This window comes from Marinobacterium ramblicola, assembly GCF_019084545.1.
Classification (GTDB): domain Bacteria; phylum Pseudomonadota; class Gammaproteobacteria; order Pseudomonadales; family Balneatricaceae; genus Marinobacterium_D; species Marinobacterium_D ramblicola.
Window position 1 is genome coordinate 58,474 of the sequence record NZ_JAHREP010000021.1, and the last position, 12,968, is coordinate 71,441.

Below are 12,968 nucleotides of genomic sequence, written 5' to 3' on the forward strand. Positions count from 1 at the left end.
CCCAAGCCACGGAGATAACGCGTGACTAACCGCTACCGCCGTCACAATGAGCTGATGATCCGTATCGGTCTTGGAGGCGTCGACGACGAGGAAAATCCACGTGCAATCATCTGGGGCAAGCGGCTTGAGTGGCCGATGCTGCTGCTGGCGATCTGGATTATTCTTGACTGGTACCTGAAAGCCAAGGGGATTGCCGACCCCTTCTTCAGTCAGTTTACCGACTGGTTCATCTGGATCTGTTTCACCGCCGAACTCAGCATCATGCTGGCGCTGGTCGATGACCGCTGGCGTTATCTGCGACATAACTGGCTCAACCCGGTGATCATTCTCACCGGCATACCGGTGCTGTTCGGCGTTGACCTGTTCTATACCGGCGTACTGAGAAGCCTGCGCCTGTTGATCATGCTCGGCATCCTGCTGAAAGTCTCGCAGGATCTGCGCCAGATACTGTCACGCCACCATCTGGGCAAGACGATGGCGATCGCCTTTCTGTTCCTGGTGATCTCCGGCTTTCTGATCTCCGGCATCGACCCCGCGTTCAAGGGTCCACTCGACGGCATCTGGTGGGCTTGGGTCACGATGACCACCGTTGGCTACGGCGACCTGGTGCCCTCCACAACGGAAGGGCGTCTGTTCGGCATGGTCCTGATTCTTGCCGGTATAGCGTTGTTCTCGATGCTCACCGCAAGCTTCTCCGTATTCTTTATCGAACGGGACGAGAAGGAGATGGTGGAGAAAGAGGATCGTAACATTCAACGTATCAGCCAGCTAGAGGCCCGACTGGATAGAATAGAACACCACCTGTCTCGTGCGGTGACCACGCTGGAGAGGCTGGAGGCGTTGGAGGCTCAGGATCGGGCGCCAAGACGCCCTGAGCAGCCGGATACTAACCGGAAGCCTTCAGAACCTGAGTAAGCGCGGCCTCCAGATCGGTATATCTGAACTGAAAACCACTCTCCAACAACCGTTTGGGGACCACACGCTGCCCTTTCAACACCAGCTCGCTCGCCTCCCCCATCATCAACTCCAATACAACGGCAGGAACACGTAAAAAGGCCGGCCGATGCAGCACTTTGGCCAGTGTTCGAACGAACTCCTCATTGATTACCGGATGCGGCGCCGTCAGGTTGAATGCCCCGATCAACGTCTGGTGGTCGAGCAGATGAAGAATTGCTGCCACCTCGTCGTCCCGGTGGATCCAGGAGACCCATTGCCGCCCCGTCCCGATCGGGCCGCCCAACCCCAGCTTGAATGCCGGAAGCATCTTTGACAGCGCACCGCCGTTCGGCCCCAGTACCATCCCGGTGCGGATACAGCATACACGGACGCCATGCTTCGAGGCCTTGTACGCCTGCTCCTCCCAGGACACACACAAGTCATGCGCAAAGCCGCCTTTGGTTATGCCCTCCTCGTCCAGCTCGCGGTCGCCCTGACTGCCGTAGTAACCGATAGCGGAGCCACTAACCAGCACCGCTGGCGGTTGAACCGCTCCGGCTATCCAATCCACCAACTGCGATGTCAGCTGGACACGACTCTCCAGCAGCAGCGCCTTACGTTTATCGCTCCAGCGTTTATCTGCTATCGGGGCTCCTGCCAGGTTCACAACCGCGTCAACCTGCCCCTGGATCTGCGCCAGCTCCGAATAGAGCTCTACACGGGCATCAAGCCGGGCGGATTCGGGCCGCCGACTAAGCACGCCAACCTTGTCGCCGCGCGCCAGCAACGCCTTGACGAGCTGACGCCCGATAAAACCGGTCCCCCCGGTGATCAGGACTCGCACAATTATTCTCCCTCTCCTGGTTCCGGTATCATTCACCTATCTAACAGGAGATTAGCACACTATGTTTACCGGAATCGTTCAGGGCCGCGCCCAAGTCATAGCGATACAACGCCATGACGAGTTTATGCGGCTAACACTCGAACTGCCCGAAGCACGCTGCGACAATCTGCAGTCAGGCGCCAGTATCGCGATCAACGGCACCTGTCTGACTGTTACGCAATTTGACGGCAACCGGATCAGTTTCGATCTGATCGCCGCCACGCTGAACACAACCAACCTCGGCGCTCTCAACCTCGGCGATCATGTCAATTTCGAGCGCGCGGCCCGTATCGGCGACGAGATAGGCGGTCACACTATGTCCGGGCATATCTATCAAACCGTGAAGATTCTCGCCATCGAGAAGAGTGAAGACAATTGCGTCATCTGGTTCGAACGCCCGAAATCGATCGCCCGCTACCTGCTACCCAAGGGGTTTGTCGGCCTTAACGGCTGCAGCTTGACGCTGGCACAGGTCGAACCCGAGCGTTTCTGCGTCTATCTGATTCCGGAAACGCTGCGGATAACCACCTTTGGCGAGCTGAGTGAGGGTAGCGACATCAACGTGGAGGTCGACCCTCAGACCCAGGCAATAGTCGATACTGTCGAGCGCTACCTGACGGAGCGTCAACAACTCTGAATCTGGGGTGGTCTGATGACGGGTCAGCCGACCCGTTCATCATCGACCAAGGCCTGGTAAAGGTCGCGATACTCGTCGGACTGCTTGAGTCCAAACAGAGGATCGGTTGGTGAAGGGAGCTCCTGTTCCAGGGTTGTCCAGTCCTTGTCACCCGCTATCGCCTCTATTTTCGGGAACAGCTTGCTCTCCTCGAAGTCCAGGTGTTCACTTTCACGCTGGACGAACTCCGCGAGAGCATCGATCAGAGAGTCCAGCGGCACCACTGCGGCATCGTGCAGCACACCGTCAATCGAGTCGTTGAGATGGGTTGAAAGCTGCTTCAGCTCCGCATGCTCATCCTCACACGCCTTCATCATGTTATCGAGCTCGGTATCACGACCCTGAAAATACGCAAGCATGCGATCTTCCCGCGGATGATGCTGGGTATCGGCATAGCCGCCGACGTAGCTGACCACATCAGACATCAGCTGGAAATTGGGATGGGTACCTGCCCTGAACCGCTCGACCTTGCGTTCGAGCATCTCGAGCAACCGCTTTAAATTCCGATGCTCTTGATGAAGCTCTTTCATGATCGCCATATTGGAACCCTCCAGATGAACGAATACTCAACTTCACTATAGCCAACTCTGACACCAAACCACTGGCCCAGATCAATAAAGCTAGCCGCTATTCAGAGGATCTCAAGCAAGTGCGACAATGAGGTGACCCGCAGATCGGTGAGCTCAGGCCAAGGCGTATGCACGCCGTGATCGATGTGAATGGTGGCCGTACCGCAGGCTCTCCCCGCTTCCAGGTCATAGCGAAAATCGCCGACCATGACCGCCTCATCCGGCGTTGCCTGCCAACGCCCGAGCAGCAGTTCAATGCCATGAGGGTCCGGCTTGGGCCGCACCTCATCACGGCCCAGCACATCCTCAGCAGTGAAATAGTGACGCGCGCCGATCGACGCCAGTGCCTGCAGCGCAACCGCTTGGGAGTTACGGGTCAGGATACCGAGACAGCAATCGCGCCTGTGCAACAGATCGAGCAGTTCGACAACGCCGGCGGCAGGCTCGGTTTGTTCGGCGTAGAAGAGTTCGAGCTGATCAAGCAGCGCCATCTGCCGCTCCCGGTGCGGCGAAGGCAGCGCCGCCAGCGAAGCAAGAATATCGCTGTTCGGCGGCAGCTTCAGCTGGGCGCGGATATGGGCAAAATCGTGAACCGGACGGGTCAGCGTTCCATCCAGATCAAACACCCAGTAGCGCCTCCTGGCGATATCGTTCATTGCCGGGAGTCCTCTCCATTCTGCATGGCATCTATCGGCTCGGACTCAGTATCGATCAGGTCGAGCAGCATCCCCAACTTATGCTCGATATCTTCGAGCAGGGTACTGCTGATACCGTCGACTCGCGGCGTCACCACCTCCTCCAGTTGCACGATACTGCGCTGACTTTCCCGCAAGGCTTGCAGCAGGTTCCTTGAGCGCTTCTTGTTACTGTCAGTCAGTTGCTCAATACGGTGCAGGGTATGACGTAACTGGTCATCCAGATCCTCAAGATGCTCACTTACCGCCAGTATCCCCTTGCTTAAGGAGTGGTTGACCCCCTCAACCTGATGCTCCAGCTGAAAAACCGCATCACGAAAACGGGACAGGAACTGCTCGCCCTCCCGGTCCATATAGATCGCCAGCAGCTCCTCAGGCAGCAGCGCCCGGTTGCGTCCGTCGGTACGGATGCGGTATTCGCCGCCATGGGTACAGTAGGGCTTGAGGTGGCCACTGGGGATCTCGATCCTGAGAATCGGGCGAGACTTGGCGAGATTTTCGGTGTAGATCTTCAACTCGATATTGGGGATGCACTCGGTGGCCTTATTGACCACCAGCAGGCGGGCACGGTCATCGACGTCACACCCGACCACTCGACCGCGTTGCACGCCATCAGGACTGGTGTACTCATCGATGCCAATCAGCAGGGTACCGCCAAGCGGGGAGTTGGCAAACGCAACCAGGTCGGCACTGCGAACCGCCTGTACCTCACGTTTGAAATCGACGTTAACCCCCTCCGGCGCCGCCAGCAGTTGCTGGGTACGCCGACTGAGACGTCGAAACTCCCGCTGCATCCGTTAAGCCCCGACCTCAACCATACAGCGCATCGTCGAACGGATCGATCGGACGCGCCAGCATCTCGTCATCACGAAAATAGAGCACACGCCCCTGAAACTTGAGCCCTTTGCCCGCAAACCATCGTTCCATCTGTTCACGCCCCTCTTCCGCCTGAGAACTGCGGAACCAGGCCAGCACTATGCGGTAGAAATAGAGACCGAACAGCGCTGCCGAAGCACCGAGGAAAAAGTCGGATGCCAGCGCAAACAGCAGCATCACCAGTCCAGCGATCCACACCCTGCTTGCGCGTGCATCTTTGTACGCATCGTTGGCCAGCGTGAACTGCTCCTGGTACTTCAAGAAACGTCGGTAGTTCTGCTGCAGATCGAACTTGTCGGCAGAGCTTAATTTTCTGTCCATCCTATATCGTCCTGACAATTGTGTTGTTTTCGTTTGCTTCAGACTATCCAGCGCCAAGAGCATCCGGCCTACGCCAGACTCTTACTGACCACTTCATACACATCTCGCGACAGCTCACCACTGTCAAGAATCCGCGTAAGCTGATTTTTCATCAACCCCTGTACCTGATCAGGATAGCGCTTCCACCGCGTCAGCGGTGTCAGCAGCCTGGAGGCGATCTGCGGATTCTGCTTGTTAAGCTGGATGATCCAGTCCGCCAGGTAGGCGTAACCACTGCCATCGGCAGCATGAAAATTCACTGCATTCTGGCCACAGAAAGCGGCAACCACCGCACGCAGCTTGTTGGGGTTGCGTGCATCGAACAGAGGGTGCTCCTGCAACCACTGCACACGCTCCAGAGCGCCGGGCCAGGGATCGCTGGCCTGGATCGAGAACCACTGGTTCATCACCAGCGCCTCATGCTGCCATTGCGCCTGGAATTCGGCCAGCAGGCGTTCGCCCGCCTGACGGAACCCGGAATGCACGACCAACGCCAGTGCCGACTGTTGATCGGTCATGTTGTCGGCGTTATTGAACTGCTCCTCGGCCAGGGTTAACCAAACCTCCTCGCCGGTGGCCAGCAAGTAGCCCAGACTCAGATTTTTCAGGCTTCGCCGCGCGCATGCTGCCGCATCCGGTGTATAGGGTTCTTCACGACTGCAACGGCTGTACGCGGCGCTCCACTCGGGCAACAACGCCTTTGCCAGCGCCTTGAGCAGAAACTCGCGCACTTCGTGTATCGCTTCGACGTCAATCACATCGGCCAGCTCAGCCAGATAGGCCTCGCTGGGCAGACGCAGCAGGTGGGCAACCATGGCCGGATCCAGGCTGACATCATTGAGCAGGCTTCGCCAGGTATCGACCAGCGAGTCCGGCAGCAGCAGCTCGCGCCCGCCTCGATAGTCCGCGATCAGCGATTGCATCAGCGCCACGCTGATACGCTGTCCGGCATCCCAACGGTTGAAGCCGTCGCTGTCATGCCGCAACAGGTGCAGCAACTGCTCATCACTGTAGCCGTAGTTGAGCTTGACCGGTGCCGAGAAGCCGCGCAGCAACGAGGGTACCGGACGCTCGGGCAAAGCTTCGAAACTGAAGCTCTGCTCCGCTTCGGTCAGCTCCAGCACGCCGGCGGCAAGCTCCTCGCCGCCGGCCGCCAGCAGACCGTAGGCGATCGGCATGTGGAATGGCAGTTTCTCCTGCTGCCCCGGCGTGGCGGGGCAGCTTTGCCGAAAGCTCAACTGGTAACGGCCTGTTACCTCATCCCAGCTGTCGCTGACCTCGACGCGTGGCGTACCCGCCTGGCTGTACCAGCGTTTGAACTGGGTCAGGTCACGCCCGGACACATCGGCCATCGCCTGGACAAACTCGTCCGTGGTAACCGCCTGGCCGTCATGCCGTTCGAAGTAGAGGTCGGTGCCGCGACGAAACTCCTCGGCGCCAAGCAGACTATGCAGCATACGCACCACCTCGGCACCCTTTTCATATACCGTCAGGGTGTAGAAGTTGGAGATCTCGATAAAGGATTCGGGCCGCACCGGATGCGCCATCGGGCCGGCATCTTCGGCAAACTGGGCGGTACGCAGCAGAGAGACATCTTCGATCCGCTTCACGGTGCGAGAGTTCATGTCGGCCGAAAACTCAGCATCGCGGAAGACGGTAAAGCCCTCTTTCAGACTGAGCTGAAACCAGTCTCGGCAGGTGACACGGTTGCCCGACCAGTTATGGAAGTACTCATGTGCAACCACCCCCTCAACCCGCTGAAACGCCGCATCGGTCGTGGTCTGGGGGCTGGCCAGCACGCAGCTGGTGTTGAAGATGTTGAGCCCCTTGTTCTCCATGGCGCCCATGTTGAAAAAATCGACCGCGACGATCATGTAGATATCCAGATCGTACTCGCGCCCGTACACCTGCTCATCCCACTGCATCGCCCGTTTCAGCGACAGCATGGCATGATCCAGCTTGTCCAGATCCTTGCTGTCGGCGTAGATCTGCAGTTTCACAGCTCGCCCAGAGGCGGTGGTGTAACTGCCCTCAAGTACCGCCAGATCGCCGGCAACCAGCGCAAACAGGTAGGCCGGCTTGGGGAAGGGATCTTCCCAGGTCACGAAGTGGCGACCATCGTTCTCATATCCGGACTCCACCGGGTTACCGTTGGAGAGCAGTACCGGGTATCGAGTGCGATCGGCCACCACCGTCGTGCGGAACACCGACATCACGTCGGGACGATCCGGGTAGAAGGTGATCCGTCTGAACCCTTCTGCTTCGCACTGGGTACAGAACATTCCATCTGACTTGTACAACCCCTCCAGCGCGGTGTTCTGCTCAGGATGGATACGGGTCAGACACTCAAGGGTAAACGCCTCGGGCACAGCGGACACCGTCAGCAGCTCTTCATCGCGGCTAAAATCACGCTCCGACAGGATCTCGCCGTTGATACTCAGCCGACAAAGTTCGAGCGACTCATGCCCATGCAGCTCCAGCGCCGCCCTGCTGCGGGTGCAAGCCGGGTTGCGTCGTACCTGCAGGGTCGCGCGGACCAGCGTCTCCTCTTCATCAAGCTCAAAACGCAACTCTGTGCGCGCTATCAGATAGGCGGGTACCTGGTAGTCTTTCAGGTAGATCGGTTGTGGCTGCTGATTCTGTTGCGACATCATCTCTCCTGACTCACGCGCTAAGGCGGACCCGATAGGCGCCAAACTTGCGGATATTGATTACACCACTATCCAATATCAGATACTGACCCTTGATACCAAGCAGGGTACCGTTCACATCCGGGCTCTTATCCAGGTTAAACGTCGCGATCTTGTGCGGATATTCAAGCACCGGGTATTCGATCCTGACCGCCCGTTGATCCGACAGGTTGCGGATAGCCTCTGCACCGTACTCACTCTTCAGAGCGTCGATCTCAGCCGCGCACAGCGTCAACAGGCGATCCCGCTCCGCTTCCAGCTCCACCGGCGGCACGTCCCCCTTCAACATGGCGCGCCAGTTGGTTTTGTCACTGACATGGGCAGCGAAGATCTGCTCCAGCAGGCCGGAGTGGAGACGGTTGTCCACCTCCAGGATCGCCAGAGCCTCAACAGCCCCCTGGTCGATCCAGCGCGTCGGGATCTGACTGCGCCGGGTGATGCCCACCTTGAGTCCGGAGGAGTTTGCCAGATATACGATATGGGGCGCGAAGCAGTTACGCTCTCCCCAGGCAGGATCGCGACAGGTGCCTTCGTGAAAATGACAGGTTTCCGGTTTGACGATGCAGCTGTCGCATTGCGGCAGCCGCGTGAAGCAGGGGTAACAGTAGCCCTGACTGAAGCTTTTGCGGGTTTTACGCCCGCAGTGCAGGCAGTTGATCTCACCCTCAAAATGCAACGCTATCGGTTGCCCCAACAGCCGATTCATATCGATCAGGCTGTCGTCATCAAGTCTCAGCTTGTATTGAACAGGACTTTCGAGGGCCACTTCCATCTTGCGCAACGCGCCGGTACCGAGCAACTCCATCGATACTTACTGGTCCGTCAGAATCTTGAGGGTTTCAGGCTGAAGCGGATCGCAACCATGCTGCTTGCCGTCAGGACGGGTGCGATCGATATAGCCGATGCGCTGATCGTCCGGCATCTCGCGCACATGCTCGTAGGCGATCACCGCGCGCATGCTGGTCTCGCGCTGCTCCTGACTAAGTCGTTCACCGTTGGGCCATTTGCCCAGCTCGACAGCGCGCTTGAGTGCGTTATACACATCGGGCGTCATCGCCTCGATCATCTTTTCAAAGTTCATCAAACAAAACTCCTGCAACTGGCGTCCGGAACCGACAATATTAACACAGAGCGGGACCGTTCAGCGCGGTCCGAACAATCTCCCCAGCGGCCACCAGGCCAAGCCCGCCAGCAGCCCCACCAAATGCGCCGTGTTCGCTATCGCGCCAAGCCCCAACCCCTCCAGAACACCGGTAAAGCCCAGCGCCAACCAAAGCACCATCAGCCCCATCAGGGCCGGCGGCAGATTGAAACGGTAGCGCGTCTCCAGACGGTCCCAGAGCCAGGTATACCCCAGCAGACCGAACACCACACCGGACATGCCGCCAAACATCGGTCCCGAGATCAGATACTGCGCGATATTGGAGGCGATACCGCTGAACAGCACCACCCCCAGCAGAGCCCAACGCCCCTGCAGCAGCTCTATGCGCTGACCGACCACCCAAACCCAGAGCAGGTTAAACAGGATATGCAGCACGCTGAAATGCAGAAAGATCGGTGTAATCAGGCGCCACCACTGACCGGAGGCCAGCATGGCGCCCAAGCTGTCGTAGCGGATCCCCTCTCCCACGATCCTGAAATCGGTCAGGGTCAGGTATGCCATCCACTGTTCACTGCCGCCAAAACCGATCAACAGCGTAAACAGAATACTGAGCCCGATAAGCGTCAGCGTCATGCCGACCCTGAGCGGAGAGGATACCGATGGCACAATCGATGGCCGCCGCCGGGTGCGGATCTCGACCGAAGCAAGATCGCCGCCGTCACGCCAGAAGCGATACAGGGTCCGAACCTGGTCCACGTTGACACTCTGAGAAACCAGCAGAATCTGCCGATCCTCGGTTTCCACCACTCGATGCGGAACCTCATGCTCCCACAACAGAGCAGTAAACGGAGCCAGATCCTCGTCCAGTGGCACTTCCAGAACCGGAATCAACTGCCCAACTCCGTATCCAGTCGCCCCACTTCTCGCGCCACATCCACCCAGACAAACTTATCCTTGCGCAGCGCTTTCTCATCATCCAGACGGTACGCCACCAGCTTGCCGTATTTGACTGCGCTGTAATCGAGGCAGGCGATATTGTCGGTCAATGGAACCGGCATCCCCTCACACCAGTAATGGCCCATAAACAGCAGTTTCTGCTCCGGCCCATAATAGAGCAGGTCCTCACGCTGGCTATCGGTTAACGGCATCCGCGCTATGTGCTCGGGCAACGGATCGGGTTGAAACACCACATCCCCCATATGCTGCGGATTATCCGCCCAGAACTTGGTGCGGAAGAAGCGTCGCTTGAAACCATCCTTACTGACGATCACCTCATCATTAGGCAAACGCAGATGGGTACCTCGCAGCAAGCGGTCCATCACCTCCCACTCGAAACTATCAGGCACGGCAGATCGATGCAGAAACGCCCGATCGATGCGATTACCCCCCTGCTCGGACTTGAACCTGTCGATAAGCTCCTGATGCCAGCAGGCATGTACCGCGCGAAACCTGTCCGTCTCAAGGAAGAGCGGCAGTTGCATGAACCATTCGAGGTAATCATCCAGCTCCGCCTGATGACCGCGGAACTGATCGAGCGTTTGCTGAAGTATGCGCTGGTGGCGCGGCGTATGCTCACGCAGGTACCCGTCGACACCCGACCCCGGGGTCAGGTAACAGAGCAGATTGTACTCATGATTGCCCATGATGATCTCGGCCTGCCCCGCCTCGACCATTGCACGCACGATATGCAGGGCTTCACGAATATGCGGCCCCCTGTCGACGATATCGCCAATAAAGACCGCTTTGCGCACCGGATGCCGGTAAACCCCGTCTATTCGGCGATAGCCCATCCGGTCAAGCAACAGGCACAGGCTGATCGCACAGCCATGCACATCACCGATCAGATCGACTCCCTGAAAACCGTCGCTCACAAGACTCCCCTATTCACCCAACTTCGTACCCCAGCCCAACTTCTCGCGGCACGTTCTGTAGAAGTCGTAATTAAGCGGGTGCAGAAGTTTCAATTTATGCGGCTTCTTGTGGATTGTCACGGTATCGCCGGGCGATAGCGCAATGTTCATCTGCCCGTCACAGGAGATAGATGGATAGGTTTCATTGCGCTCGCTGATCACCAGCTTGAGTTCGCTGTTACCGTCAACGACGATCGGACGGCTGGAGAGGGTATGGGGAAACATCGGCACCAGCACCAATGCATCCAGCCTGGGGTGCATGATAGGACCGCCTCCCGACAGTGCGTAGGCGGTGGATCCGGTTGGGGTCGAGACGATCAGACCATCCGAACGCTGGGTATAGACGAACTGCCCCTCGATATAGAGCTCAAATTCGATCATCCGAGTGGCCTTGCCCGGATGCAGCACACAATCATTTAACGCCGTGGACTCCGCAATCGGCTCACCATCGCGTTTGACGGTCACATCGATCAAAAAACGGGTATCGACGGAGTAGCGACCGGCGAGGACCTCACCAACCTTCTCTTCGATCTCGTCCGGCGCAATATCGGTCAGGAAACCCAGATTACCTCGGTTCACCCCAAGTACCGGCACGTGACTCTGCGCCAGCGCTCGGGCGGCACCCAGCAGGCTGCCATCACCGCCGACTACGATGACCAGGTCGCAGGCCTCGCCCATTCGCGATTGTTTCGCGACCTGGCGCCCGTGCCCCGGCATCACCTCGGCAATTTTCTCATCGAGTATGACATTCAATCCCTGATCGTCCAGGTAACGGATCAGCGACTTCAAGGTATCGATCACCTTCTTGCTGCCCAGCCGACCGATCAACCCGATGTTTCGAAAATTCTCCATACTCTACCCTTAGTTATGCCTTAGATTGGGACACGGCCAAGTGCTTCATTATACGAGCAGCGGGCCAACAAAGGCAGACGCACCGGTTTCAAGCCGTGACGCCAATCCCCTGCGACCCTGCAAGCCTCCCGAGTGCAGGAGCAGGACCCGACTACCGGGTGCGACCTGTCCTCGAACAATCCGGCGATTCAACGTCGCCAGCAGCTTCAGGGTATAGACCGGATCAAGCTGTACACCGCTCTGGCCTTCAAAGCTTACCAGAAGTGCCGACAACTCATGCGACAGCTTGGCATAGCCGCCAAAAGCGCCAGAGTGATCCAGGCACCAGCCCTGCGGATCAGGCACCTGCGCCTGACTCAGCAGGTCACGCACCATCTGCTCCCCGGCATCGCCCAGCTCCAGTACCGGCACCCCAACAACCTGAGTGCCCGAAGGCCGTCCGGCGATCACGCCGGCCAGTGTGCCGCCCGTACCCATCGCGCAGAGAAAGTAATCCGGCTCAGACCAGTCCGTGCCCTGAACAGATTGCCAAATCGTGCTGCAACCGTGCACCGCATCGGCGTTACTTCCACCCTCCGGCAAAATGTCCCATCCGGGATACTCTATCGCCAACTGCGCCAGAAAGTCCGGCTCACCTCTGCGACGGTACTCGTCTCTGCCGAGATAGATCAACCTCATGCCCCAGCGCTGCGCATCCGCGAGCATCCCGGTCAAGGGCTGGTCCGGATGGCCACGCACCATGCCCAAGGTTTCGACACCAAAATGGTTACCGACATAAGCGAGAGCATGAAGATGGTTGGACCAGGCACCACCAAAGCTGAGGATACGCGGCCGCTCACCCGACTTGAGCCGCTGCAGCAGGGAAAGCAGCTTGAACCACTTATTGCCGCTGATCTGCGGATGCAGAAGATCGATGCGCAGCAGCCCCACCGTTACGCCGTATTGACGATAGAACCTGTTATACAGTGGCGTCACGCCAGCCAGATCTGTCTGAGAGAACATCGCCCCTAGCCCATTCATCGGCACTTAACCTCCTCATATTCAATCCAGCCGACGCGGACTCCCGGCTATCTCCTCGCACCTATCGATAGTTCTTCCACAATTAGGTGCGGCGGGCAAACTATAGAGTGTACAGCGGCTGTGCAGCGCTTACCCGAGTCTATTGGTGGCAGCGTCTCTCTTGGCGGAGTGACTGGATTCAAGACCCGCCAGCCCCGCTCCAAAACATATGAAAGCGGCTCCAAATGGATAACTGGCGGCAGGATGCAAATAGTTCGATGCGGTAAAACAAGAGGTGCCAAGCAGTACTGGCTATGTTTCGTGAGACGGGGATTTTGAAGTGGCGGAACGGACGGGACTCGAACCCGCGACCCCCTGCGTGACAGGCAGGTATTCTAACCAACTGAACTACCGCTCCGC

At 58.1% G+C, this 12,968-nt stretch carries 14 protein-coding genes and 1 tRNA gene; 2 read left to right on the forward strand and 13 right to left on the reverse strand.

All coding sequences use genetic code 11. The features are described 5' to 3' along the window. Window positions 1–21: 21 nt before the first annotated feature. Window positions 22–915, forward strand: coding sequence for a potassium channel family protein (locus KQ940_RS16030; RefSeq protein WP_343222669.1), 894 nt, complete (start codon window positions 22–24; stop codon window positions 913–915). On the opposite strand, the gene KQ940_RS16035 is transcribed toward KQ940_RS16030, so the two are convergent. Then, on the reverse strand, window positions 887–1,780 hold the full coding sequence (locus KQ940_RS16035) for a TIGR01777 family oxidoreductase (RefSeq protein WP_217414773.1): 894 nt from the start codon (window positions 1,778–1,780) through the stop codon (window positions 887–889). The genes KQ940_RS16030 and KQ940_RS16035 overlap by 29 nt on opposite strands. 61 nt (window positions 1,781–1,841) lie before the next feature. On the opposite strand from KQ940_RS16035, the gene KQ940_RS16040 reads away from it, so the two are divergent. Continuing rightward, window positions 1,842–2,456: a riboflavin synthase subunit alpha gene (locus tag KQ940_RS16040; RefSeq protein ID WP_217414775.1), complete on the forward strand. Its 615-nt coding sequence runs from the start codon at window positions 1,842–1,844 to the stop codon at window positions 2,454–2,456. Window positions 2,457–2,479: 23 nt separating this feature from the next. Here KQ940_RS16040 and KQ940_RS16045 read toward each other — a convergent pair whose 3' ends face one another. The 12 genes from KQ940_RS16045 to KQ940_RS16100 form a co-directional block, all read right to left on the reverse strand. Next, window positions 2,480–3,034 carry a hemerythrin domain-containing protein gene (locus tag KQ940_RS16045; protein ID WP_217414776.1) on the reverse strand — a complete coding sequence of 185 codons (555 nt, stop codon included), beginning with the start codon at window positions 3,032–3,034 and terminating at the stop codon, window positions 2,480–2,482. A gap of 92 nt (window positions 3,035–3,126) precedes the next feature. After that, entirely contained in the window at window positions 3,127–3,720 is a 594-nt protein-coding gene (locus KQ940_RS16050; protein WP_217414777.1) for an HAD family hydrolase, read from the reverse strand. Continuing rightward, a complete protein-coding gene (locus KQ940_RS16055; protein ID WP_217414778.1) occupies window positions 3,717–4,553 on the reverse strand; it encodes an AlbA family DNA-binding domain-containing protein in 837 nt (278 codons plus the stop codon). The genes KQ940_RS16050 and KQ940_RS16055 overlap by 4 nt, the downstream gene beginning before the upstream one ends. A 16-nt stretch (window positions 4,554–4,569) precedes the next feature. Beyond that, window positions 4,570–4,956 carry a hypothetical protein gene (locus KQ940_RS16060; protein WP_217414779.1) on the reverse strand — a complete coding sequence of 129 codons (387 nt, stop codon included), beginning with the start codon at window positions 4,954–4,956 and terminating at the stop codon, window positions 4,570–4,572. Between the two features lie 68 nt (window positions 4,957–5,024). Beyond that, window positions 5,025–7,649, reverse strand: coding sequence for an aminopeptidase N (pepN, locus tag KQ940_RS16065; RefSeq protein WP_425515644.1), 2,625 nt, complete (start codon window positions 7,647–7,649; stop codon window positions 5,025–5,027). Between the two features lie 10 nt (window positions 7,650–7,659). Further along, entirely contained in the window at window positions 7,660–8,490 is an 831-nt protein-coding gene (locus KQ940_RS16070; RefSeq protein ID WP_217414782.1) for a DUF2797 domain-containing protein, read from the reverse strand. A gap of 6 nt (window positions 8,491–8,496) precedes the next feature. Further along, a complete protein-coding gene (locus tag KQ940_RS16075; protein WP_217414783.1) occupies window positions 8,497–8,766 on the reverse strand; it encodes a YeaC family protein in 270 nt (89 codons plus the stop codon). A 60-nt stretch (window positions 8,767–8,826) separates the two neighbouring features. Continuing rightward, the gene (locus tag KQ940_RS16080; protein ID WP_217414784.1) at window positions 8,827–9,678 is read right to left on the reverse strand and encodes a rhomboid family intramembrane serine protease; all 852 of its coding nucleotides are present in this window, start codon (window positions 9,676–9,678) and stop codon (window positions 8,827–8,829) included. After that, window positions 9,675–10,658, reverse strand: coding sequence for a metallophosphoesterase (locus tag KQ940_RS16085; RefSeq protein ID WP_217414785.1), 984 nt, complete (start codon window positions 10,656–10,658; stop codon window positions 9,675–9,677). The genes KQ940_RS16080 and KQ940_RS16085 overlap by 4 nt, the downstream gene beginning before the upstream one ends. Window positions 10,659–10,667: 9 nt before the next feature. Continuing rightward, window positions 10,668–11,549 carry an NAD(+) kinase gene (locus KQ940_RS16090; RefSeq protein ID WP_217414786.1) on the reverse strand — a complete coding sequence of 294 codons (882 nt, stop codon included), beginning with the start codon at window positions 11,547–11,549 and terminating at the stop codon, window positions 10,668–10,670. Window positions 11,550–11,597: 48 nt separating this feature from the next. Next, window positions 11,598–12,569: a 1-aminocyclopropane-1-carboxylate deaminase/D-cysteine desulfhydrase gene (locus KQ940_RS16095; RefSeq protein WP_217414788.1), complete on the reverse strand. Its 972-nt coding sequence runs from the start codon at window positions 12,567–12,569 to the stop codon at window positions 11,598–11,600. A gap of 320 nt (window positions 12,570–12,889) precedes the next feature. After that, window positions 12,890–12,966: transfer RNA gene (locus tag KQ940_RS16100), tRNA-Asp, on the reverse strand. Window positions 12,967–12,968: the final 2 nt, after the last annotated feature.

What these genes read in the sequence shown, in the direction of transcription:
- KQ940_RS16070 (WP_217414782.1), bottom strand. Translation starts at nt 8,490, where the DNA reads ATGGAGTTGCTCGGTACCGGCGCGTTGCGCAAGATGGAAGTGGCCCTC.
- KQ940_RS16090 (WP_217414786.1), bottom strand. Translation starts at nt 11,549, where the DNA reads ATGGAGAATTTTCGAAACATCGGGTTGATCGGTCGGCTGGGCAGCAAG.
- KQ940_RS16040 (WP_217414775.1), top strand. Translation starts at nt 1,842, where the DNA reads ATGTTTACCGGAATCGTTCAGGGCCGCGCCCAAGTCATAGCGATACAA.
- pepN (WP_425515644.1), bottom strand. Translation starts at nt 7,649, where the DNA reads ATGATGTCGCAACAGAATCAGCAGCCACAACCGATCTACCTGAAAGAC.
- KQ940_RS16075 (WP_217414783.1), bottom strand. Translation starts at nt 8,766, where the DNA reads ATGAACTTTGAAAAGATGATCGAGGCGATGACGCCCGATGTGTATAAC.
- KQ940_RS16055 (WP_217414778.1), bottom strand. Translation starts at nt 4,553, where the DNA reads ATGCAGCGGGAGTTTCGACGTCTCAGTCGGCGTACCCAGCAACTGCTG.
- KQ940_RS16045 (WP_217414776.1), bottom strand. Translation starts at nt 3,034, where the DNA reads ATGGCGATCATGAAAGAGCTTCATCAAGAGCATCGGAATTTAAAGCGG.
- KQ940_RS16095 (WP_217414788.1), bottom strand. Translation starts at nt 12,569, where the DNA reads ATGAATGGGCTAGGGGCGATGTTCTCTCAGACAGATCTGGCTGGCGTG.
- KQ940_RS16060 (WP_217414779.1), bottom strand. Translation starts at nt 4,956, where the DNA reads ATGGACAGAAAATTAAGCTCTGCCGACAAGTTCGATCTGCAGCAGAAC.
- KQ940_RS16050 (WP_217414777.1), bottom strand. Translation starts at nt 3,720, where the DNA reads ATGAACGATATCGCCAGGAGGCGCTACTGGGTGTTTGATCTGGATGGA.